The organism is Mesorhizobium sp., from assembly GCF_005063415.1.
Classification (GTDB): domain Bacteria; phylum Pseudomonadota; class Alphaproteobacteria; order Rhizobiales; family Rhizobiaceae; genus Mesorhizobium.
The window spans coordinates 1-21,637 of the sequence record NZ_SUEG01000073.1 but is presented as its reverse complement, the minus strand read 5'-3'; the positions used below and the strand labels follow the sequence as shown (position 1 = coordinate 21,637).

18 protein-coding genes and 1 pseudogene are annotated in these 21,637 nt (G+C 62.5%); 11 read left to right on the top strand and 8 right to left on the bottom strand.

Annotated elements, in window-relative coordinates; translation table 11 throughout:
• The first annotated feature begins 40 nt into the window (after nt 1–40).
• The 4 genes from E5W70_RS19245 to E5W70_RS19230 are packed head-to-tail and all read left to right on the top strand — an operon-like array spanning nt 41 to nt 4,126.
• Nucleotides 41–1,225 carry an ABC transporter permease gene (locus E5W70_RS19245; RefSeq protein ID WP_292660916.1) on the top strand — a complete coding sequence of 395 codons (1,185 nt, stop codon included), beginning with the start codon at nt 41–43 and terminating at the stop codon, nt 1,223–1,225.
• 1 nt (nt 1,226) lies between these two features.
• On the top strand, nt 1,227–2,045 hold the full coding sequence (locus E5W70_RS19240) for an ABC transporter ATP-binding protein (protein WP_292660913.1): 819 nt from the start codon (nt 1,227–1,229) through the stop codon (nt 2,043–2,045).
• 13 nt (nt 2,046–2,058) lie between these two features.
• The gene (locus E5W70_RS19235; RefSeq protein WP_292660910.1) at nt 2,059–3,432 is read left to right on the top strand and encodes an MlaD family protein; all 1,374 of its coding nucleotides are present in this window, start codon (nt 2,059–2,061) and stop codon (nt 3,430–3,432) included.
• A gap of 37 nt (nt 3,433–3,469) precedes the next feature.
• Nucleotides 3,470–4,126, top strand: a complete 657-nt coding sequence (locus E5W70_RS19230) for an ABC-type transport auxiliary lipoprotein family protein (protein ID WP_292660908.1) — start codon at nt 3,470–3,472, stop codon at nt 4,124–4,126.
• Between the two features lie 116 nt (nt 4,127–4,242).
• On the opposite strand, the gene E5W70_RS19225 is transcribed toward E5W70_RS19230, so the two are convergent.
• A complete protein-coding gene (locus tag E5W70_RS19225) occupies nt 4,243–4,623 on the bottom strand; it encodes a macro domain-containing protein (RefSeq protein WP_292660905.1) in 381 nt (126 codons plus the stop codon).
• A gap of 136 nt (nt 4,624–4,759) precedes the next feature.
• On the bottom strand, nt 4,760–11,152 hold the full coding sequence (locus E5W70_RS19220; protein WP_292660903.1) for a kinesin: 6,393 nt from the start codon (nt 11,150–11,152) through the stop codon (nt 4,760–4,762).
• 285 nt (nt 11,153–11,437) lie between these two features.
• On the opposite strand from E5W70_RS19220, the gene E5W70_RS19215 reads away from it, so the two are divergent.
• The 3 genes from E5W70_RS19215 (at nt 11,438) to E5W70_RS19205 (ending at nt 13,335) form a co-directional block, all read left to right on the top strand.
• On the top strand, nt 11,438–11,806 hold the full coding sequence (locus tag E5W70_RS19215) for an Hpt domain-containing protein (RefSeq protein ID WP_292660938.1): 369 nt from the start codon (nt 11,438–11,440) through the stop codon (nt 11,804–11,806).
• Between the two features lie 97 nt (nt 11,807–11,903).
• On the top strand, nt 11,904–12,224 hold the full coding sequence (locus tag E5W70_RS19210; RefSeq protein WP_023674833.1) for a 2Fe-2S iron-sulfur cluster-binding protein: 321 nt from the start codon (nt 11,904–11,906) through the stop codon (nt 12,222–12,224).
• An 82-nt stretch (nt 12,225–12,306) separates the two neighbouring features.
• Nucleotides 12,307–13,335, top strand: a complete 1,029-nt coding sequence (locus E5W70_RS19205; protein ID WP_292660900.1) for an NAD(P)/FAD-dependent oxidoreductase — start codon at nt 12,307–12,309, stop codon at nt 13,333–13,335.
• A 27-nt stretch (nt 13,336–13,362) separates the two neighbouring features.
• Here E5W70_RS19205 and E5W70_RS19200 read toward each other — a convergent pair whose 3' ends face one another.
• Together E5W70_RS19200 and E5W70_RS19195 are read right to left on the bottom strand one after the other, a co-directional pair.
• A complete protein-coding gene (locus tag E5W70_RS19200; protein WP_292660897.1) occupies nt 13,363–14,844 on the bottom strand; it encodes an MDR family MFS transporter in 1,482 nt (493 codons plus the stop codon).
• 199 nt (nt 14,845–15,043) lie between these two features.
• Nucleotides 15,044–15,661 carry a DUF922 domain-containing protein gene (locus E5W70_RS19195; protein ID WP_292660893.1) on the bottom strand — a complete coding sequence of 206 codons (618 nt, stop codon included), beginning with the start codon at nt 15,659–15,661 and terminating at the stop codon, nt 15,044–15,046.
• A gap of 96 nt (nt 15,662–15,757) precedes the next feature.
• Here E5W70_RS19195 and folP point away from each other — a divergent pair, with 96 nt between their 5' ends.
• The 3 genes from folP to folK are packed head-to-tail and all read left to right on the top strand — an operon-like array spanning nt 15,758 to nt 17,462.
• A complete protein-coding gene (gene folP, locus E5W70_RS19190) occupies nt 15,758–16,603 on the top strand; it encodes a dihydropteroate synthase (protein WP_292660891.1) in 846 nt (281 codons plus the stop codon).
• A 3-nt stretch (nt 16,604–16,606) separates the two neighbouring features.
• Entirely contained in the window at nt 16,607–16,966 is a 360-nt protein-coding gene (gene folB / locus E5W70_RS19185; RefSeq protein ID WP_023674838.1) for a dihydroneopterin aldolase, read from the top strand.
• Nucleotides 16,950–17,462: a 2-amino-4-hydroxy-6-hydroxymethyldihydropteridine diphosphokinase gene (folK, locus tag E5W70_RS19180; protein ID WP_292660888.1), complete on the top strand. Its 513-nt coding sequence runs from the start codon at nt 16,950–16,952 to the stop codon at nt 17,460–17,462. Before folB ends, folK begins: the two co-directional genes overlap by 17 nt.
• A gap of 24 nt (nt 17,463–17,486) precedes the next feature.
• On the opposite strand, the gene E5W70_RS19175 is transcribed toward folK, so the two are convergent.
• On the bottom strand, nt 17,487–18,035 hold the full coding sequence (locus E5W70_RS19175; RefSeq protein WP_292660935.1) for a DUF924 family protein: 549 nt from the start codon (nt 18,033–18,035) through the stop codon (nt 17,487–17,489).
• Nucleotides 18,036–18,055: 20 nt separating this feature from the next.
• Entirely contained in the window at nt 18,056–19,891 is a 1,836-nt protein-coding gene (locus E5W70_RS19170; protein WP_292660886.1) for a monovalent cation:proton antiporter-2 (CPA2) family protein, read from the bottom strand.
• A gap of 230 nt (nt 19,892–20,121) precedes the next feature.
• Between E5W70_RS19170 and E5W70_RS19165 the strand changes: the two genes are divergently transcribed.
• The gene (locus E5W70_RS19165) at nt 20,122–20,388 is read left to right on the top strand and encodes a hypothetical protein (RefSeq protein WP_292660884.1); all 267 of its coding nucleotides are present in this window, start codon (nt 20,122–20,124) and stop codon (nt 20,386–20,388) included.
• Nucleotides 20,389–20,451: 63 nt separating this feature from the next.
• On the opposite strand, the gene E5W70_RS19160 is transcribed toward E5W70_RS19165, so the two are convergent.
• Both E5W70_RS19160 and E5W70_RS19155 read right to left on the bottom strand, forming a co-directional pair.
• The gene (locus tag E5W70_RS19160; RefSeq protein ID WP_023674843.1) at nt 20,452–21,006 is read right to left on the bottom strand and encodes a hypothetical protein; all 555 of its coding nucleotides are present in this window, start codon (nt 21,004–21,006) and stop codon (nt 20,452–20,454) included.
• An 87-nt stretch (nt 21,007–21,093) separates the two neighbouring features.
• Nucleotides 21,094–21,637 (bottom strand): annotated as a pseudogene (locus E5W70_RS19155) (DUF697 domain-containing protein); the annotation flags it as partial.

Below are 21,637 nucleotides of genomic sequence, written 5' to 3'. Positions count from 1 at the left end.
TAAATCGACAGGTCGGCCCCGTCAGGCTAAACAGGACGCCATGTTGACTATCCGCAAACGCGACGCAAGCGGCCCTGCCAAGGAGCCCGACCACCAGCCGCGCATCGCGATCGGCGAGGAGGGCGACGTTCTCGGCTGCGCTTTCTCGGGAACCTGGACGACACGCACAGTGGCGCTGGTCGACGCCGAGATGCGCAAGATCGAGAAGCGCAGCGGCTTCAAGACGCTGGCGCTAGACCTTTCACAAATCGAGAAGATGGACACTGCCGGGGCCTGGCTGATCGACCGCCTGGTCAGCAGCTTCGAAAAGAAGGGCGTCGAGATCACGACCCAGGGGCAAAGCGAGATTGCCTCGATCCTGCTTGGCGCCGTCGGTGATGCGGTTCGACGCGAGCCCGAATCAGGTCCGGCAAAGCCGCCCAACTTCATCATTCGTGGGCTCGAGGCGGTTGGCCGGCGTGTTTATGAGATGCGCGACGATTTCCTGGCCGCAATGAACATCCTCGGCGCCACGATACGCGGCTCGCAGATGAAGCTTGGCCGCGGCCATGGCGTCAATATGGCGGCGATCTTCAACCAGATCGATCGCATGGGCGTCGGCGCCATACCAGTGGTGGTGCTGATGTCGGCTATCGTTGGCGCAATCGTTGCCCAGCAAGGCGCCTATCAGCTCAGCTATTTCGGCGCCGACATCTTCGTCGTCGACCTGGTCGGTGTGCTGATCCTGCGCGAGCTCGGCGTGCTGATGACGGCGATCATGATCGCCGGCCGCTCCGGTAGCGCGATCACCGCCGAGATCGGCTCGATGAAAATGCGCGAGGAGGTCGATGCGCTGAAGGTCATTGGCCTCAATCCCATCGGCGTGCTGGTGTTTCCGCGGTTGGTCGCGCTGGTGATCGCACTGCCTTGCCTGACGATCATCGCCAACTTTGCCGCGCTCGGCGGCGGCATTCTGGCTGCATGGCTCTACTCCGATATTGCACCGGCAGCGTTCATCGACCGGCTACGTGTCGCAATCGACCTCAGCACCATCTTTGCCGGCCTGATCAAGGCGCCGTTCATGGCCATGATCATCGGCATAATTGCCTCGGTCGAGGGCATGAAGGTTGGCGGCAGCGCCGAATCACTTGGCCAGCATGTGACCGCCTCAGTGGTGAAGTCGATCTTCGTGGTCATTATCCTCGACGGGCTTTTCGCCATGTTCTATGCAGCGATCGAGTTCTGACATGGCGCTGCCGGGCACAAACACGACCAAGGTGGCCGAGAAAGCCAAAGAAGACGAGATCGTGCTGTCGGCGCACGACATCACGGTGTCGTTCGCCGACCAGGTCGTTCTCGACAAATTGACGCTCGATATCTGGCGCGGGGAGATTCTCGGCTTCGTCGGTGCCTCCGGTGCGGGCAAATCTGTTCTCTTGCGCACCATCCTTGGCTTGACGCGCAAGCAATCGGGAACAATCAAACTGTTCGGGGTCGACGTCGAGAAGGCAACCGAAAGGGAGCGCCTTCGCATCGACATGCGGCTTGGCGTGCTGTTCCAGCATGGCGCCCTTTTTTCAGCGCTGACGGTCCTCGAAAACGTCCAGGTGCCGATGCGCGAATATCTCGATTTGCCGAAGAAGCTGATGGACGAACTTGCCATGCTCAAGGTCGAGCTGGTCGGATTGCCGCCGGATGCGGCGCAGAAATTCCCCTCTGAGCTCTCCGGCGGCATGATCAAGCGTGCCGCCTTGGCGCGCGCCCTGGCGCTCGATCCGGATATCGTTTTCCTCGACGAGCCGACGTCTGGGCTCGATCCGATCAGCGCGGCTGAGTTCGACGAATTGGTCGTCAAGCTGCGCGATACGATGGATTTGACCGTGTATATGGTCACGCACGATCTCGACACGCTGTTTACCGCGTGCGACCGCGTGGCGGTGCTTGGCAACAAGAAAGTGCTGGTCGAGGGCACGATCGACGACATGCTCAGGAGCGAGGAACCCTGGGTAAAATCCTATTTCCGCGGAAAACGCGCCCGGCAACTTGATCTTGCGACGCGCGCATAGCCATAAGTGAGCGATGGAAACCAGGGCCAACTACGTCATTGTCGGCATTTTCACGCTGGCCGCGATCCTCGCGGCTTTCGCTTTCGTCTATTGGACGGCGGCAATCGGCGAAAAGGGTGAGACGACGGTGCTGCGCGTGCGCATTCCAGGCTCCGCTTCGGGGCTCGGCCGTGGCAGCTTCGTGCTGTTCAACGGCGTCAAAGTTGGCGACGTGCGCCGTGTCTATATCGACGTCGACAATCCGACCGCTGCTATCGCCGACACCGAAATAGACCGGAATACGCCTATCACCAAGTCGACGCAGGCCGATATCGGGCTTGCCGGCCTCACCGGCCAGGCCAACATCGAGCTCAAAGGCGCCGACCCCAAGGAGCCAAAACTCCTCGACGAGGCGGAAAAGGAAGGCCGTGTCGCTGAGATCGTTGCCAACCCGTCGGCGGTCACCAACCTGCTGCAGACGGCGCAGAACATCTTCACCCGCGCCAACAAGGTCCTTTCGGAGCTCGAAGGCTTCACCAGGGATGTTCGCGGTCCGCTGACGCAGACCGTCAACAATGTCCAGACCTTCTCCGATGCACTGGCCAGGAATGCGGACGGCGTCGACAAGTTCCTGGCCAGCGTCAGCTCCCTGGCGGACGAACTGAAGGGTGTTTCGGGCAAGCTCGACGGCACCCTGAAGGCGGCGGAAGGGCTACTCAACGCCGTCGACAAGGACCAGATCAAGAGCATCGTCGCCAATGTCGACACGGTCACTTCCAACCTCAAGGAAACCAGCAAGCAGTTCGACACGGTCATCAAGAACGTCGACACTGCGGTCGGCTCGATCAACGACTTCGCCCAGAAGACGCAAGGCACGTTGGCCAAGGTCGACGGCGTTCTCGACGGCATCGATCCGGCTGAGGTTCGCACCGCGCTGGCCAATATCCAGAAGGCCAGCGAAAACGCCAACGAGGCTGCCGCCGACATTGCCAAGGTGACCAACAAGTTCGCCAACCGAGCCGACGACATCGATGAAACCATCAAAGACGCGCACCAGCTCGCAGGACGCCTCAACGATGCCTCGGTGCGAGTCGACGGCATCCTTGCCAAGGTCGACAAACTGCTCGGCTCCGGCCAGGCCGACGGCGTCATGGCCGACGCGAGAGCGACGCTGAGATCATTCAAGCAGGTCGCCGATACGCTGAACGCCCGCCTCGGTACCATCACCGACAATCTGGCGCGATTCTCGGGACAGGGGCTGCAAAACGTCGAAGCGCTGGTCCAGGACAGCCGTCGTTCGATCACCCGCATCGAAGAGGCGGTAACCGATCTCAGCCGCAACCCACAACGGATCTTGTCCGGCGGCGAGGGCGAGGTCCGGCAGTTCGACGGCAGGGCGCGCCGTTGACTTCGATCCCCGACCACCGCAAGAACATAGCTTGCAGATGCGCGTTGTTTCCACGATCCGGGGGGGATCGCGTTTGAAGTCGATCAGTTCAGGCAGCATCACTTCGGGTGGGTTTAAGGTTGGGGCGGTGTTGCTGGCGCTTTCGCTTGCAAGCTGCGCGGCCTTGCCGGGCGGCAGACCGGCGCCGCTGGATACGTTCGAGCTTTCGGCGCCGTCGCTGGAAGCGCGTGCCCACAGCCGTCGCCAGATCCTCATCGCCCAGCCATCGGCGCTCAAGGCGCTGGACAGCCAGAACATCGTCATCAAGCCATCGCCGCGCTCGATCCAGTATCTCAAGGGCGCGCAATGGGCCGACCGGTTGCCGATGATCGTACAGGCGCGGCTGGCAGAGACGTTCCAGCGCTCGGGCAGCTTCACCGGCGTCGGCAAGCCGGGCGAGGGGCTGGCGATCGACTATCAGGTGATCGTCGAGATCCGCTCGTTCGAGGTGCGTGTCGATGGCGGCGAACATGCCGAGGTCGAGCTGTTCGTGCGCCTGTTGAACGACCGCAACGGTGAAGTGCGAGCGTCGAAGACGTTTAGCGCGATCGCGCCCGTTTCGGGCGGCGGCAACCAGGCCTATGTCGGCGCGCTCGACGCCGCGTTCGGCGATGCGGCCGGGCAAATCGTCCGCTGGACCGACACTGTGATCTAAACCGGGCTAGCTGCTATGAAGCGGCCAAGTCCGAAGCAACTCACGGAGCATATTCGACGAGCGTGTGATCTTCGCCCGCAAGCTCGTCATCGATGATTGAGCCTATGATTTCCCAATCATCTCCAGCCAGCCCCGCACCAATTTTTCGGGTAACCGATTCTTTTGCCCGCGAATCTACCTTTGACGGCCTGCATGACTTTTCGGATTGCCTGGTAGTCGGCTTTCACGCCTTTGCCCTGCCAATGGAACTGGGTGTAGCCGTTGACGACCTGGAAAGTGCGGCTGCCTCGCTTGATTTCGGCAACGGATATGCTTCCCAGCTTGGCTGGGTCGCCCTTCAATGTCGCGCAATCCGCAGCATATGCTTCGGGAAAACGCTGCTTTATGGAAAGAGCAATTCCTTTGCCCATTTGGCACTGGCAGTTGCATCCATGCACAATGACCTCGAACGTTCCGTCGAGCGCAAGCTGAAGCAGATCACCGCGAATTGTCTGCATTGCCACGAGATCCCAGCCTCTGCTCCCAGGCGCAAACATCCGGCCAAATCAAGAGATTTGCGGAGTTGGACTATCTTTTCAGTATCGGGTTCAAACAGAAAGGGCAGAGCGCCCTTTCTGTTTTCTGTCCCGCCGCTTAGTGCAGGCGGCCGCTGGCGTGGGCCAGCATGGTGTAGACCTTGCCGGTATCCGACGTCAGGTAGGTCTGCGCCATGATGTTGTCGCGGTCGTTGCGCGACACGTCCTTGAGCAGCTTTTCGAAATCATCGCAGTAACGATCGACAGCAGCGCGGAACTCCGCCTCCGACTGATATTTGCGGCGGATCTCATCGAACGTCTGCTGGCCCTTCAGCGTGTAAAGACGCCGTGTGAAGACGTCGCGCTCGCCGCGCCGGTAGCGGTTCCACAGCTCGATCGAGGCATCGTGATCGATGGCGCGGGCGATATCGACGGAGAGCGAGTTCAGCGATTCCACGACATGAAGCGGCGAACGCGCAGCGGGAGCCGGGCGCGGCGCTTCGGCAGGCGCTGCAGGCTTGGCGTCGTCTTCGCGCGATGCACCGGTCAGGAGGTCACGCACCCAACCGCCCTGCTGCGTGCGGCCGTTGGGGTCGCGCTGGCGCGGCGCTTGGTCTGCGGGACGTTCGAGGTCGAGCGTGCCGCGCAGCGCCGTCTCGCCCGAAGGCGCCTGCGGTGCACGGCGCTGTTCGGGAGCCGGAGCCGGAGCCGGACGACGTGGCGGTTCGGCGGCGCGTGCGGCAGGCGCTTGGGGCGCCGGACGCAGGTTGCGCTGTTCCGAACTGTCGGTGCCGCGCCCAGATTTGGCAACGATTTCAGAAAGTTCCTTCAGCGCGTTGATCTGCTCGGAAACGGCACGGCGGATAGCCGTGGTTGATTCCTTTGCCTCTTCCGGCATCTCGATGACGCCTTTCTTGAGCTCAGCCCGGGTGAGGTCGAGCTCGCTCTTGATCGAGCCAGCGGTACGCCGCATCTCCTCGGTCGCATCGGCAAAGCGCTTGGTGGCCGAATCGACCACTTCGGAAATCGCGGTACGGATCTTGTCGGCGGATTCCAGCGTCTTGCCTTCGGCGTTCTGCAGCGTCTGGCCGACCAGGTTCTCGAACGAGCGCATGACTCTTTCGAGATCTTCCGATTTCTTGACAAGGCCGACTGCGAGGTCCTCCAGTGACGACTGCCTTTCGAGCGTGTGCTCGAGATTGCTCTGGGCGGAGCTCAACAGGTCCGAGGCACTGGAAAGCAACCGGCTGTGCTCGTCGAACTTGGTGGCGATTGAAGCAACCTCGCGCAAGGTCGAGGACGACAGCTCCGTGAGCCGCGTCGTGTTCGAATCGACCAGACGCGCCGAACTGGCGAAGGTCTGCGCGGTCTTTTCCGTGGTCGCCGCGAAGCTTTGCGTGCTCCCGGTCAGGCGTTCGTCGACCTGGCCGAGATTGGTCGCCGCCTGCTCGATCAACTGACCGAGCTGCGAGCTGGAGGTGGTCATGCGGCCGATGAGGTCGGCAACGCTGTCGGCAAGCGTCGAGCGTGCGCCTTCGACGGCCGACAGGGTTTCGGCCGTACGGCTGGCGAGGGCGTCGACGAGGGCAGCGTTTTGAGTGCGCAGCTTCTCGGTCGCACGTTCGGTGACCTCTTCCATGCTCTTTTGCAGCTCGGAGCCGCCCTGGGCGAAGCGCTCGACCAGAGGCCGTGCCGTCTCGTCCAGGATTTTCGATATTTCGGCCGAACGTGCCGCAAGCATCGTACTGAGCTCGCGAGTATTGGCACCGATGGTCTTTGCAGCGTCGTTGGTGCTCTGGCCGATATGCTGGCCGACCGCGGTGAAGGTTTCGGCGATCGTGTTGGCACGCGAGACCAGCTGTGCCTCGGCATTCGAAACCTGTTCGTTGAGCTTTTGGCCCATTGTCTCGGCGGAGTAGGCGAGGCGGTTCTCAACGCTGGCGACCTGCTCCTCGACGCGGGCGGCTGTAACAGCAGCACTCGATGCCAGGCGTTCGTCGGCACCGGCAAGCACCTGCTCGATTTCACGGGCATGGACGGCGAGTTCCTGGCCAGTCTGCCTGGCGCGTTCGGCAACCCGCTGCTCGGTGCTGGTGAAGGCGCCGACAATGGTGTCGGCATGTTCGCCGATGGCGGTGCTGCTGTCGGCGATACGGGACACCAGGCGATGATCCGCCTCCTCGAAGATGCGGCCGATCTCGGACGCGCGGGCCGAAAGTGCTTCGGACCCTTCGGCAATACGCGAGATAAGTTGCTGGTCGGCGGCATCGAAAATGCGACCGAGGTCCGACGCGCGTGCCGCGAGAGCTTCGGCGGATTCGCCGATGCGCACGCCCAGCCGCTCGTCGGCTGTTTCGAAATTGCGCAGGATGTCGCCGGCACGTGCAGCCAGCGACTGGGCCGTTTCGATAGCGCGAGAGACCAGCCTGTGGTCCGCCGCGTCGAAGGTGCCGGCAATCTCACTTGCTCTGGCTGCCAGCTGATCGGCTGTCTCCTGGGCACGCGCCAGCAAGGTGTTCGACGTGTCGTCGACGCGGGCAATCAGTGCGCTCGACGTATCCTCGGCGCGTGCGGCGAGGCGACGATCCGCCTCTTCAAAGGTGCGGGCGATGTCCTCCGCCCTGGCGAGCAGGGCGGCCGAGGTCTGCTCGGCGCGCTCGGCGATCTTGCGGTCGGCATCGCTGAATGCCGCGCCCGCCTGCTCATGCAGTGCGCTGGTGACTTCCATGACCTTTTCGCGCAGCGCCCCGGCGACGAAGACCGCGCTTCTTTCGAGCACACTGCGAACGTTGTCGACACCCGTCGACAGCGCCCGCTCCATGGTGCTGGCGCGCTCCTCGATGACGCCTGTCTGCCGGCTGAACGCCTGCTCGATCTTTTCTACGTCGGCAGCGATTGCATCGGAGATGTCGGTGCTCCTGGCGGCGATCTGGTCGATATGGCCGGACAGCGAACGGTCGACATCCTTGCGCGTTTCGGCGAGCCTGGAGAGATCATCCTGCAATGCGCGGGTCAGCATGTCGCGGCCCTCGCTCAGCTTGCCGACATGACCAGCGACGATCTCGTCGACCTCGCTGCGGCTCATTGCAAGCCTCTCCAGATCGGCTTCCAACGCGCGCCTGAGGATGTCGCGGCCTTCGGCCAGTTTCTCGACTTGGCCGGCAACCAGCCCATCGATACTCGAGCGGCTTTCGGCCAGCTTGGCGAGATCGTCCTCGAGCGCCTTCGACAGGGTCGAGCGGTCCTGGACGAGCTTCTCTGCGTGGGTTGCGACAAGGCTGTTGACGTTGCCGAGATCGGCTTCCAGGGCACGCGAAAATTGTGCGCGATTGTCAGTCAATAGCTGCGACTGATCGGCGATGGCGCCCCTGATCGTGCTGAGATCGGCCTCCAAGGCGCGCTTGAGAATGTCGCGGCCTTCGGCCAGTTTCTCGACTTGGCCGGAAACCAGTCCGTCGATGCTCGAGCGGCTTTCGGCCAGCTTGGCGAGATCGTCCTCCAGCGCGCGCTTGAGGATGTCGCGGCCCTCGGCCAGCTTTTCGACCTGGCCGGAGACCAGCCCGTCGATGCTCGACCGGCTCTCTGCCAGCCTGGCGAGATCGTCCTCGAGCGCCTTCGAAAGGGTCGAACGGTCCTCGGCGAGCTTGTTCATATGATCGGAGACGACGCCCCGCACGGCCTCGAGATCGGTCTCCAGTGCTCGCGACAGCTGACCGCGATCCTCCGCCAGCTTCTCGGATTGACTGGCGATGACGCCCTTGACGGTGCTCAGATCGGCTTCGAGCGCGCGCTTGAGGATGTCGCGGCCCTCGGCCAGCTTTTCGACCTGTCCGGCAACCATCACATCGATGCTCGAGCGGCTTTCGGCCAACTTGGCGAGATCGTCTTCGAGCGCCTTCGAAAGGGTCGAACGGTCCTCCGTGAGCTTGTTCATGTGATCGGAGACAACGCCCCGCACAGTCTCCAGGTCGCTCTCCAGTGCCCGTGACAGCTGGCCACGGTCTTCCGCCAGCTTTTCGGACTGGCTGGCGATGACGCCCTTGATCGCGTTCAGGTCCGATTCAAGCGCGCGCTTGAGGATGTCGCGGCCTTCGGCCAGCTTCTCGACCTGGCCGGCAACCAGCCCATCGATGCTCGACCGGCTTTCGGCCAACTTGGCAAGATCGTCTTCAAGCGTCTTCGAAAGCAGGCTGCGGTCATCGGCGAGCCTGCCAGAATGATCGGCGATCAGGCTCCTGATGTCGGACAGGTCGTTATCGAGCGACTGAGAAAGCCCGCTACGGTCTTGCGCCAATTTCGCCGAATGCGCCTCGATGAGGCCATTGATGCCGGCGATGTCGGCTTCCAGCGCACTGGCGAGTATGGCGCGACCCTCGGCGACCTTTTCGACTTGACCGGCGACAAGGCCGTCGATGCTGGCGCGACTCTCTGCCAGCTTGCCGAGGTCGGCCTCGAGCGCGCGCGAAAGAATGCTGCGGCCTTCAGCGAGCTTGCCGACGTGCCCGGCAACCATTTCATCAATTATCGTGCGGGCTTGCGCGAGTTTTCCAGAGTCTTCGTTCAAGGCCTGGGCAAGCCTGTTGCGACCCTCTTCAAGGCTTTCGAGATGGCTGCCCAGCGAAGCGTCGATCGCTGCGCGCGATTCGTTGACCTTGCGCAGATCCTCTTCAAGGGCGCGCGAGATCAGGCCGCGGCCTTCGGCAAGCTTCTGCACCTGGTTGGCCACCGCTGCGTCGATTTCGGCGCGACCCTCGGCGAACTTCGCCAGATCGGCCTGCATTGCCGCCGCCATCCGGTCACGGCTTTCGGAAAGCTTGCGGCTGTGGTTTTCGACGGCTTCCTCGATACCGGCGCGAGCATCGGCAAGCCGCTGGATGTCCGTATCGAACGAACGCGATACGACATGGCGCGCCGCCTCCATGCGCCCGGCGAAATCGCCGGCGCGGGCTTCAAGCATGGTCGAGGTCGATGAAATGATGTCGGCCATGTCGGCGCCGATCTGGGTCTTGCCCTGATCGATCATCGCCGACAGCGTCTCCTTGCTGTCCTGGAAGGTGTGGGCGATTTCGCGCGCGCGCTCGACCAGCGTCTCGTTGATCTGGCGTGCGCGAGCCTCCAGCGCGGCGTTGAGCTTCTGCGTACCGGTGTCGAGCGCCTCGGCACGGGTCTGGAACTCGCTGATAAGCGCCTGGCCACGTTCGGCAAGCGTCCGTTCGATGCCGTTAAGGCTGGCTTCGAATTCGGAATTGAGCGTTCGCGCGGCACCGCCGAGCAGCGACACCATGCCGGTCGTGCGGTCATCGAGCAGGTCGGTCAGTGACCGCGTCAGGCCATCGGTGGTGTCCGTCAGCTTGGCGATGCGGGTGTCGAGCAGGCTGGCGAAGGCCTCGCCCGACGTCGACAGCCGGTCGGTGATCGATTCGAGCCGGCCTTCGACCGAATCGAAGATCGACATCGAGCTTCCGTTGATTCTGTCGATCAACGTATCGCCGGATTCGTTGATCGTCATCGACAGCTTGGTCGAGGCGTTGAGAATGCTGTCGCGAATGATATCGCTGGCGGCGTTGATCTCATCCTTCAGCGTCTCGTGGGCCCCAGTGATCGAGGCTCGCACGCGCTCGGCATGGGTGACGACCGCTTCGCGCTCGCTGCCCAGCCCGTCGACCAGCGAGCGGATGCGGGACTCGTTCTCGGAGTAGGAGCGCTCGATCTGGTTCACCTCGCCGTGAACGAGCGTTTCGAGCTCGACGGCACGCGCAAGCGTGCGTTCGATGCCTTCGCCCATGGCCGCCACCTCGCGGCGAACCGCTTGGCCGATCATCATGACGCGATCCTGGGCAAGATTTTCCGGCTCGGCCAGACGGAAGGCCACCTCGGTCATCGACTGCGCGGCAAGGCGCATCTCCTGAGCACGGCGAATCATCACTGCGAATGCCCAGAACAGGATGACGGGCACGATTGCCGCGACCGCCAGGCCGATCAGCTCTGGACGGGCGAAAAACTGATCGAAGGTGCGGATGTTCCAGATGCCAGGTCCGAACAACAGGTTCGCAAGGCCGCCAGCGCCGGCGATCCAGGCCAGCGAAACGAAAGCCACGACCCAATAGATCGTGTTCGAGGCGCGCCGATTAAGGGTGTGCAGGAGCATCTTATAGTCTTTTTGACGATCGTCGTTGGCAGGCGAGAAAGCTGCCGGCTGCGAGCCATTGCGCGTTGCGACAGGACGCAACTCAGCCGGCTTGGCCTTTGGCGCGGAATTTGCGTTCTGGCTTTGATTGGCGGCTGGTGCCGCGTTCTGGGTCTGGTCCGGGGCAGGCGGTTCGTTCTGGCTGCGACCTTCGCGCGCCAGCTCGTCGGCGGCTTGCGATATTTGCGCTTCCAGATCTTCCATGGATGCCGCCATGTCGAAGTCGCCGCCGGCATCGCCGCTCAGATCGATATCAAGTGCCTTTTCGAGTTCCCTGGCTACGTCGCTGTCGAGCGTTCTTGTCGTCGTTGGTTTCTTCGCCATGCCTTCGCTACCCTGTACAAGCTGCGGCGGGACTTATGGTTCTGCTTATTGATTCTGCCTAGCGTGTCCCGCGCAGGAGGCTGAAAATGGACCTGTCGTATCGTAATGACACAGCCGGGTAAAGAAAACATGCATTCCGCCCGATACGTAAAACTTTAAATATAAGGTTAACACAGCCGTGATTCCGGCGCCGTTATCGCGACATTTTTCCGGGTCAATCATTAACCCGTTGTCCACCGGATACGCCTAGTTTTTGCGGCGGTCGAAGAACGGAGTCTCAAAGTGATACGTGGCGAAAACGGCATTGCCTTCTCGATGCCCGGCGGCGACGTGTCGGGGACAGCCGGGGCGCGGCCGATCGACCTGGCTCATCTTGCGCGCCAGACGATGGGCGATCGGAGCCTCGAGCAGGAGGTGTTGGCCCTGTTCGTGCAGCAGGCGCTGTCGGTGCGCGACAAGATCGTCGATGCGGATGTCAGGCAGCGGCTGCTATTGGCACACGGGCTCAAAGGCTCGGCGCGCGGTGTCGGCGCCTTCGCCATTGCCGATTGCGCCAGTGCGATCGAATGCCGGCCCGAAGACGCCAGCACGCTGAAGCGGCTTGGCTCGCTGATCGAAGAAGTGCGCGACTTCGTCGCCGCCATCAGCCGATAGAACTTATTCCCAAAACGCCACGCAGCGGCGCTTTCGCGCCGCAGTTGACTTGTCCGGCAGAGTGATTATGTCGGCTCAGACTCCCTTCAGGTGACAAATGACCAAGCTGACCTTCATCGCCCATGACGGCACGCATTTTGACGTGGATGCCGAAAACGGCTCGACCGTCATGGAAAATGCGATCCGCAATGCGGTGCCGGGAATAGAAGCGGAATGCGGCGGCGCCTGCGCCTGCGCGACCTGCCATGTCTATGTCGACGAAGCCTGGACGGCGGAGGTCGGCGAGCCGGAAGCCATGGAAGAGGACATGCTGGATTTCGCCTACGAGGTCCAGCCGAACTCGCGGCTGTCATGCCAGATCAAGGTGCGCGATGCCCTCGACGGGCTGGTCGTGCGCGTGCCGGCCCGCCAGGGCTGAAGCCGATTTTTGCCGCTGCCGCTTGGCAGCGGACCAATGGTCATGCAGTGTCGCGCCGTTTTCCCTTAAAGGCGCATGCTCCATGACCGCTATCACCAAGACGGACGTACTCATTGTCGGGGCAGGGCCTGTCGGCCTGTTTGCCGTATTCGAGCTCGGCCTCTTCGACATGAAGTGCCATCTGATCGACATACTCGACCGGCCCGGCGGGCAGTGCGCCGAACTCTATCCGGAAAAGCCGATCTACGACATTCCGGGTTGGCCCTCGATCTCGGCGCAAGGTCTGGTCGACAAGCTGCTTGAGCAGATCGCGCCGTTCAAGCCCGAATTCACTTATAACCGCATGGTTTCGAGCCTGGAAAGACTGGAGGACGGCAGCTTCCGCGTCACTTCCGACGAAAACGAGGTGTTCGAAGCCAAAATAGTAGTGATCGCCGCCGGCGGTGGCTCTTTCCAGCCGAAGCGGCCGCCGATTCCGGGCATCGAACCCTATGAAGGCAAGAGCGTGTTCTACTCGGTGCGTCGCATGGAGGACTTTCGCGGCCATGACCTCGTCATCGTCGGCGGCGGCGATTCGGCGCTCGACTGGACGCTGAACCTGCAGCCGGTGGCCAAGAGCGTGACGCTGGTGCACCGGCGGCCCGAATTCCGGGCAGCGCCCGACAGCGTCAACAAGATGTATGCCATGCAGGAGATGAAGCAGCTGGAATTCCAGGTTGGACAGGTGACTGGCCTGACCGGCAACGACGGCCAACTCGCCTCCGCCATCATCAAGGGGCCGGAGGGCGATATCGAAGTGCCGTGTACGCGGATGCTGCCGTTCTTCGGCCTGACAATGAAGCTCGGCCCAATCGCCGAATGGGGCCTCAATCTCCACGAGAACCTGATCCCGGTCGACACCGAAAAATTCCAGACGTCGGTGCCCGGCATCTTCGCCGTCGGCGACATCAACTGGTATCCCGGCAAGTTGAAGCTGATCCTGTCGGGCTTCCATGAGGTCGCCTTGATGGCGCAGGCAGCCAAGCGCATCGTCAGCCCCGGCGAGCGCATTGTATTCCAGTATACGACCTCGTCGACCAGTCTGCACAAGAAGCTCGGCGTGGTCGACTGAACCTCGCTATACGCTCGTCGGGCCGGTCTACTCCGCCAGGGCTGGGGCCACAGCCTCGGCATGGCCGCGAAGCGTTTTTTCCGGCATCAGCCAGAGCGTGATGAACGACAACAGCAAGGTCGCGGCCGCGGCAAGAAAGATCATCACGAACGGTGTGGCGGAGGCGATATGGCCGGCCGGCTGCGTGCCTTCGCTGGCCAGCGGCAGCCCGTAACCAAGGGCGACGGCACCAAGCATGGCGACGCCAAGCGCACTGCCCAGCGAGCGGAGGAAGGTGAGAACGCCGGTCGCCACGCCAAGGTGCATACGATCGACGGCGTTCTGGACCGAGACAGTGGCAACCGGAAAGGTCGTGCCTGTGCCCAGCCCTACGCAGGTCGTCAACACCTCGACAAGCAATAGCGAGGCATTCCCGGCGACCAGACTGAGCACGCCGAGGCACAGGATCGAGAAAACGGTGCCGATCATGGCAATGCGCTTATAGTGGAAAAAGCGGGCGATCATTCGCGCGCTGAATGTCGCACCGGCCACCGTGCCGAGCATCAGCCCAAGCAACGCGGTGCCCGATTCGCTGACCGACAGGCCGACGACCGACTGCAGGTAGACCGGCAGATAGACCGACAAGCCGACATTGGCGGCCTGTAGCAGGAACATCGACAGCGTGCCGGCGAGAACGATCGGATTGCCGAGCACTTCGAGCGAGATCAGCGGTTCGGCCGCGCGCATGAGCCGCAGCGCGAACGCGCTCCAGAACACCGCCGAGCAGGCGAGCAGTCCAAGGATTTCAGGTGACAGCCACGGATACTCGCTGCCGCCCCAGTTCAAGGCAAGCAGCAGCAGCGAGGTGGCCGCGACCAGAAGCAGCGCGCCGAGGCCGTCGATGCGGTGATGCTTTGCGGCGATCGGCAGCTTCTTGAGCGGCTTGTTGATGATCGCCATGGCCAGCAGGCCGAGCGGGATGTTGATCCAGAAGATCAGCGACCAATGCAGATGTTCGGCGAAGGTGCCGCCGAGCAGCGGCCCGGCGATGCTGGCGACGGCCCAGGTGCCCGAGATCCAGGCGGCGTAGCGGGCCCGCTCGCGCGGCGGCACGAGGTCGCCGATCACGGTCTGTGTCAGCGCGAACAGACCACCGCCGCCAGCGCCCTGGATCGCCCGGCCAACGACAAGAATCAGCATATTGGGCGCCATGGCACTGACCAACGACCCGGCGAGAAAGATCAGGATTGCCGCATAGACGGTCGGCCGGCGACCATAGATGTCGGAGATCTTGCCGTAGAGCGGCGCCACGGCGGTCGCGGTCAGCAGATAGCCGGTCACGATCCACGGCAGATATTCGGCATGCCCGAGCAGACGTGCCATCGTCGGCATCGCCGGCGCAACGATGGTCTGGTCGAGCGCCGCCAGCAGCATCGACAAAAGCACGCCGCCGATAATGGCGTTTTTCTCGGTTTCGGTCAGCGGGGTGCTGGTTTGCACCATCGCTTGCTTGTCGATAGCCTGGTCCATGTCCGTTCATCCACTATGCCTGCGTGCACTTCCGCGACGGGCTGGGAAGCATCTAGTACGCCGATTGGCGTTTGCCGGAGGCTGATCCCTGCGAACCTGGCATATGTCGTTCGCTATAGGCCGATTTCGACAGCGGCTCGAAAGTTTTTCGAAGCTGGCACCATGCTTCGGCAAAATTGGCTTTTGTTCGACGCGGAGTTCAGCCGGGAGCGAGCCGGCCGTTCTCAATGCGCTCGATGCGATAGTGCAAAAGCCGCAGGATACGGCTTTGGAAATTGACGCTTTCGACGCGATCGAAGCGCATCTGCTCCTGGTCGTGCTTGGCAAGCATGGCCGCTGTAATTTTCGCGGCCTTGGCCTTGGCCAGTTCGCAGGTCTTTTCCGGGTAGCTCGCCTTCAAGGCGTCTTCGAGTTCGCGGCCATGGTTCTTGGCAATCTCGACGTGGCGTTCCTCATGGCGCTTGATGTCGGCGGACAACGTATCCCAGAACAGCTTGACGCCGGCATCGGCTTTGCGCGGACGGCGCCACTCGGGAAGGATGACCTTGACCTTGACGGTGACGACAGCGTCGGCAATCCAGCACGAGCCCGGCTTTTGCGCATAGCTGACGCGGGTGGTGAACGCCATCTGGGTAGCGCCTGGATGCCGCGACCCGGTGCTTTTCACCTGAGGCCCGAGTTTCGACAGCTGGGTCTCGATGTCGTCGAGCGTGCTGCCGCCGATCGGGAAATAACTATATGTCTTGACGAGAGTTGCAGCGCCGGCCGGGAATGCGGTCAGAGCGAGCATCAGGGCGCAGAGGAGGGATCGTTTCATCGTGTTGCCTCTTTCCCCACCTTGCTTTACCGCCGTCTCCGGCGCAACGGAATTGATCCCCGGCCACGCCGCGGGATCGAACATGGTTGATGGGCAATGATGACAGGGCGATGGCAGTTGGCGCACGGACGCCATCTCGACCTTGGCGGCAAGGCCATGGTCGTCGGCATCCTCAACATCACGCCGGACAGTTTTTCCGACGGCGGCCTGTTCGATGTGCCGGAAAAAGCGGTGGCCCAGGCGCGCCGCATGGTGGAGGAGGGCGCCTCCGTCATCGACATCGGCGGAGAATCGACACGTCCCGGGGCGTCTGCGGTCTCCGCAAAGGAAGAGCAGGCCCGCATATTGCCGGTCATCGAGGCGCTCGCGACGTCTGGCGAAACGCTGATCTCGGTCGATACCTACCGCGAGGACACGGCCAAGCTTGCCGTCCAGGCCGGCGCGCATATCGTCAATGACGTCTGGGGCCTGCAGCGCGAACCGGGCATTGCCCGCGTCGCGGCCCAAACCGGCGCCGGCCTTGTCATCATGCACACGGGACGGGACCGGCAGAAACTGCCCGACGTGATTGCCGATCAGCTCTTCTTCCTCAGGAAGTCGCTGGAAATTGCGCGACGGAGCGGTGTTGCCGACGACCATATCGTGCTCGATCCGGGCTTCGGCTTCGCCAAGGAGACGGCCGCGGAAAATCTTGACCTGATGGCACGGTTTTCCGAGCTTCATGCGCTAGGTTTTCCACTGATGGCAGGCACATCGCGAAAGCGCTTTATCGGCACCGTCACCGGCCGCGACGCGGCCGCAAGGGGCGCCGGAACCGCAGCCACCAGCGTAATCCTGAGGCTCAAAGGCGCGCATCTTTTTCGCGTACACGATGTCGCAATCAACGTGGACGCGTTGGCCATCGCCGATGCTATGCTGGCACGTGAGATCGGGGAAAGCTGAGCCATGTATGTCATCCGCATGAAGAACTGCGCCTTCTTTGCCCGGCACGGTGTGCTGGACGAAGAAGAGACGCTCGGCCAGCGCTTTTATGTCGATGCGGCACTCACGGTGGATCCCGGGCGGGCGCTGGTCGAGGATTCCATCGAGGACACCGTCAATTACGGCATCGCTTTTGCGGTCATCGAGAAGATCATTACCGGCGAGCGGCGCTTTCTGATCGAAGCGCTGGCGCTCGAAGTGGCGAGGGCGCTGACGGCGCGGTTTCCGCAGATCAAAAAGGCCGAGATCACGGTGCGCAAGCCGAATGCCCCGGTGCCGGGTGTGCTCGATCATGTCGAGGTGACCGTTGTCTGGCCAGAATAATACCGTCTATCTCAGCCTTGGCGGCAATCTCGGTGATCCGGCAAAGTCGATGGCTGCGGCACTGGGCATTCTGGATGCCGACGAGAGCACGCGCGTCATTGCCGTTTCGTCGCTCTACCGCACGCCGCCCTGGGGCAAGCTCGATCAGCCGGATTTCCTCAACGCGGCGGCCGAAATCTCGACCGCGCTCGCGCCGCGGGCTTTGCTCGACCTTTGCCTCGACGCCGAGCGAAAACTGAAGCGGGTGCGCGAGGAGCGCTGGGGTCCACGCCTGATCGATATCGACATTCTGGTGTTCGGCGACCGCATCATCCACGAGACCGGACTGGAGGTGCCGCATCCGCGCATGCTGGAGCGCGCCTTCGTGCTGGCGCCGCTGGCAGAAATTGCGCCGGAGCTTGTGGTCGACGGCAAGAGCGTGTCGGAGCGGCTGGCCGCCGTCGACACATCGGGCATTGAACGGCTACCGTCAGGTCAGGATTGGTGGAAACCCTGACGCTGCCGCCATCGGTGCCCGAAGTCAGCCGGAAAACCCACCTCCGTCGAGGAACATTTGTTCGTCCGGTGTCGTCTCGCGGCCAAGCATCCTGTTTCGATGCGGAAAACGGCCGAAGCGCTGGATGATGTCGCGGTGCTCGATCGCATATTTCAGGTAGGAGGGGGCTTTGGCGGCGGTCAGCTCCATCGATCTGAGCTGATCGGTGAGGTCCTCCGAATGCTCATAGGGCAAATAAAGAAAGACGCGGAGGTTTTCGTCGAGCGCCAGGTCATGGCCGGCGGCGATCGCTTTCCCGGCGAAATGCCGCGCCAGCGGGTCCGTAGCGTACATGTGGCCGGTGCCGCGAAAGCAGTTTCGCGGAAACTGGTCCAGCAGGATCATCAGTGCCAGCGACCCTTCGGCGTGTTCAGACCAGCCGTCGCATTCGCGGCGGGCGGCGGCGAAGTGCAGATCGAAAAACCGGGTGCGAAAGTCGATATCAAAGGCGTCGTTCTTCTCGAACCACGCGTCCTCCCCCGCGTCGCGCCAGAATCCGGTGACGGAGAGAGCGCGCTCGTCCAGTTCGTTCATCATTCGCGTCGTTCCAAGGTTTAATCGGCCGGTTCGGATTTCTGCAGCACGCCGGCGGTCTCTTCGTTGAGCGCCTGGCCCGCGCGCCGTGGTGTGCTGAGCGGCGTCGGGATGGGCGTGCCAATATTGCCTTTGAGGAAACGCCGCCCGGCGCGAATGCCTTCGGCCTGTTGAAGTTCGAAACGGGCAGCATCGCGGCGGCGGACGTCCTCGACTACCTCGGCGACCTCTTCCGGATCGACGCCGAGGGCTTCAAGTGTCGAGCCGCCGAAGACGAGCGCCGATTCGAACGTCTCGCGGAGCTGATAGTCGACGCCGGCACGAATGAGCTGCAACGCCGTGCCGCGGTCGAAGGCGCGCGCCAGCACCGTCAGCAAGGGAAACTCCGCCTTGATCAGCTCGGCGATGCGCACGGCGGCATCGGGCTTGTCGACGCAGATCAGCACGGCGCGTGCCCGCCCGGCTCCCGCGGCCCGCAGGATGTCCAGCCGCGTGCCATCGCCATAATAGACCTTGAAGCCGAAATCGGCTGCCGCCTGGATCATTTCGACCTCATTGTCGATGATCGATACGTCGATCCCGCGCAACAAAAGCGGCTGGCTGGCGATCTGGCCGAACCGGCCAAAGCCGATGATCAGCACGCTGCCGGTCAGGCCGTTGGCGACATCCACGCCTTCGAGCGACTGCTCGTCGCGTGGCGTCAGATACCGCAGGGCTATGATCGCCAAGGGCGTCAGCACCATGGAAATGATGACGATGGCGGTCAGCATCGCATTGGCCTGGCTATCGATGATCCCGACCGCCGCCGCTGCCGAATAGAGGACGAAGGCGAATTCGCCGCCTTGCGCCATGAAGACCGCGCGCTCGAGCCCTTCCCGGTGGCCGGTTTTGAGGACGCGGGCGACGATATAGATGCCGATCGCTTTCATCACCATGTAGGCGACGACATAGATGGCAATGAGCTGCCAGTTGACGACGACCACATGCAGGTCGAGCGACATGCCGACGGCGAGGAAGAACAGCCCGAGCAGAATGCCGCGGAAAGGTTCAATGTCGGCCTCCAGCTGATGGCGGAAGGTCGATTCCGACAAAAGCACGCCGGCCAGGAAGGCGCCCATCGCCATCGACAGGCCGGAAAGCTGCATGGCGAGCGCTGACCCGAGAACGACCAGAAGGGCGGCAGCGGTCATCACCTCACGGGCGCGCGCATCCGCCAGGATACGAAAGAACGGATTGAGCAGATAGCGCCCGGCAACCACCAGCCCGACGATCGCGGCAAGGCCGATGCCGACCTCCGTCAACCGATCCGACAGGCTCATATCGGCGCCGCCCGGCGCGAGGAAGGCGATCAGCGCCAGCAGCGGCACGATGGCCAGGTCTTCCAAAAGCAGGACCGAAACAATGCGTTGGCCCTTGGGCGTGGCCAGTTCGCCGCGTTCTTCCAGCAATTGCATGACGATTGCCGTCGAGGTGAGCACGAAACCGGCGCCGGCGACGAAGGATTGCGCGATAGGAAAACCTCCCGCCAGCCCGACGCCGGTCAGCAGAACCGCGCAGACGCCGACCTGCAGCGCGCCAAGCCCGAAGATCTCGCGGCGCAGGCCCCATAGCCGTGACGGCTGCATTTCCAGCCCGATGATGAACAGGAACATGACGACGCCGAGTTCGGCGACATGAAGAATGGCTTCCGATTCGGAAAAGATGCGCAGTCCGAATGGTCCGATCACGACACCGGCCGCCAAATAGCCGAGGATGGAGCCGAGTCCCATGCGCCTGAAGATCGGTACCGCAACGACGCCGGCGGCAAGCAGCGCCACCACCTGAATCAGATCGCTGTTGGATGCCTCTGCCGCCATGCCTGCCGTTCCGCTCTCTTGGGAGTCAAGCGGCCAAGATAGGGGCTTCGAGGCGGATCGAACAGTGCGAATGCGGCGCATTGTGAAGGCGATATTGCAGGCGCGCTGCACAGGATAATGGGGTGCCTGGCGTTGCTTGTTCCAGCGATCCGGCGCTAAGGACGCCCGGCTTCGGCCAGTGGAGGGTGAGCGACGATCAAGTCGCAGCCCTTTTTGAGGAGATGACTGACATGAAGACGTTTTTGCTGGTTGCCGTTGGCATCGCGGCGCTTGCCGGCTCGGCCTGTTCGAAAGCACCCGAGTGCACGACCGAGATACTGACCAAGAAGGCCCAGGACATGACTGCGGCACTTCAGGCTGCGATTACCAAGGATCCAGCCAAGGCAGCCGACCTCGGGGCCAAGGTCCAGGCGGTCACAACCAAATATCAGGGCGGCACGACAGCGGCCGAGGCCTGCAAGGCCTATGACGAGGTGATTGCCGCGATCAAGGGCTGAGCACTTAATTGCAAATCAAAAGAGGGCGGCGCCCTCTGGCCGCCGCCTTTCTCACGCTGAAAGTCAGTTCGGAGTTATGGAGCCGACCTCAACTGCATCGATCCGCTTCAACTTCATGCCGATGACCGGTACCAGCTGCTGGTCGACGCGCACGGCAACGGTCACCGTCATCGAATTGTCGTCGGGGACAAGCGCCTGCATAACGCCGCGCAACTGATTGCGATTTATGGTGAAAACCACCTTGTGCGCATCGACGACATTGCCACCGATAATGTCGAGGCCGGAGCCGGCGGCCCCGCCCATGAAGCTGCCCTTGTAGCCCTGCCGGCCCTTGTGTTCGATCGTTGCCGACATCTGCTGGGTGAACATGCCTACCCGGCAGCCGCCGTCGAGCGACATGCCAACCTTGCCGTCAGGCGTCGAGCCGATGAAGCTGCAGGTGAATTTCGTGCCCTTGTATTTGCCGGCAACGATTTCCCCTGGGCCGACCCATTTGCCTTCGACCGATCGAAAGAACTGCTTGTCCGGTTCCGCCGCCGAGGTCTTTCCGGCAATGCCGACGGTTGCGACAAGCGCGAGCGCCACGGGCAGCCCGCTGGACAGAATAACGCTTTTCATCGACGACACCCGGCAACAAAGAGACTGGTTTGGACGCTTCCGACCATGGACAAGATTGGTTAATGCTTTGTCACCCCAAGGCGATAGTCACGTTCCGGAAGCGGATGTTTCTTTTTCTTTCTTTGCAGCAAAGGAGGTCAGCGCGGAGAGGAAATCGCCCAATCCGGGCCGCCTGACAGCGTAAAAGGGCAGGGGCCTTGCGGTTTCCATCGCTGCAATGCCGATGCGCGCAGTCATCATGCCGTTGACGACGCCTTCGCCGAGCTTGGCCGAGAGCCGGGCGGCAAGGCCGTGGCCAACAATCTGCTGGACGAAACTGTCGCCGACGGCGATCGACCCGGTGACCGCGAGATGGGCGAGAACGCTGCGCGCCAGGCGGAAAAAGCCAAGCGTGCCGGGGCGGCCGCCGTTTCGGGCTTGGCCGCGACAAATGCCGACAACTCGTCGACCACGGCGCGGGCGGCCTTCGGATCGTCGCGGGCAATCGCATCGAGCGCCCGCTTTTGCAACTTTTCGACCTCGGCAAGGCGGGCAATCGCCATGAACTCGCGCACGAGGATGATCAGAAGCGCCAGGATGGCGATCGCGGCCAAGCCCGAAACCGCGGCCGGCAGGCGCTCGCTGGCCGAAT

Bases quoted from the DNA above. Each gene is read 5' to 3' on its own strand.
- E5W70_RS19245 (WP_292660916.1), top strand. From the start codon at position 41: ATGTTGACTATCCGCAAACGCGACGCAAGCGGCCCTGCCAAGGAGCCC.
- E5W70_RS19240 (WP_292660913.1), top strand. From the start codon at position 1,227: ATGGCGCTGCCGGGCACAAACACGACCAAGGTGGCCGAGAAAGCCAAA.
- E5W70_RS19235 (WP_292660910.1), top strand. From the start codon at position 2,059: ATGGAAACCAGGGCCAACTACGTCATTGTCGGCATTTTCACGCTGGCC.
- E5W70_RS19230 (WP_292660908.1), top strand. From the start codon at position 3,470: ATGCGCGTTGTTTCCACGATCCGGGGGGGATCGCGTTTGAAGTCGATC.
- E5W70_RS19225 (WP_292660905.1), bottom strand. From the start codon at position 4,623: ATGCAGACAATTCGCGGTGATCTGCTTCAGCTTGCGCTCGACGGAACG.
- E5W70_RS19220 (WP_292660903.1), bottom strand. From the start codon at position 11,152: ATGGCGAAGAAACCAACGACGACAAGAACGCTCGACAGCGACGTAGCC.
- E5W70_RS19210 (WP_023674833.1), top strand. From the start codon at position 11,904: ATGACCAAGCTGACCTTCATCGCCCATGACGGCACGCATTTTGACGTG.
- E5W70_RS19205 (WP_292660900.1), top strand. From the start codon at position 12,307: ATGACCGCTATCACCAAGACGGACGTACTCATTGTCGGGGCAGGGCCT.
- E5W70_RS19200 (WP_292660897.1), bottom strand. From the start codon at position 14,844: ATGGACCAGGCTATCGACAAGCAAGCGATGGTGCAAACCAGCACCCCG.
- E5W70_RS19195 (WP_292660893.1), bottom strand. From the start codon at position 15,661: ATGAAACGATCCCTCCTCTGCGCCCTGATGCTCGCTCTGACCGCATTC.
- folP (WP_292660891.1), top strand. From the start codon at position 15,758: ATGATGACAGGGCGATGGCAGTTGGCGCACGGACGCCATCTCGACCTT.
- folB (WP_023674838.1), top strand. From the start codon at position 16,607: ATGTATGTCATCCGCATGAAGAACTGCGCCTTCTTTGCCCGGCACGGT.
- E5W70_RS19175 (WP_292660935.1), bottom strand. From the start codon at position 18,035: ATGAACGAACTGGACGAGCGCGCTCTCTCCGTCACCGGATTCTGGCGC.
- E5W70_RS19170 (WP_292660886.1), bottom strand. From the start codon at position 19,891: ATGGCGGCAGAGGCATCCAACAGCGATCTGATTCAGGTGGTGGCGCTG.
- E5W70_RS19165 (WP_292660884.1), top strand. From the start codon at position 20,122: ATGAAGACGTTTTTGCTGGTTGCCGTTGGCATCGCGGCGCTTGCCGGC.
- E5W70_RS19160 (WP_023674843.1), bottom strand. From the start codon at position 21,006: ATGAAAAGCGTTATTCTGTCCAGCGGGCTGCCCGTGGCGCTCGCGCTT.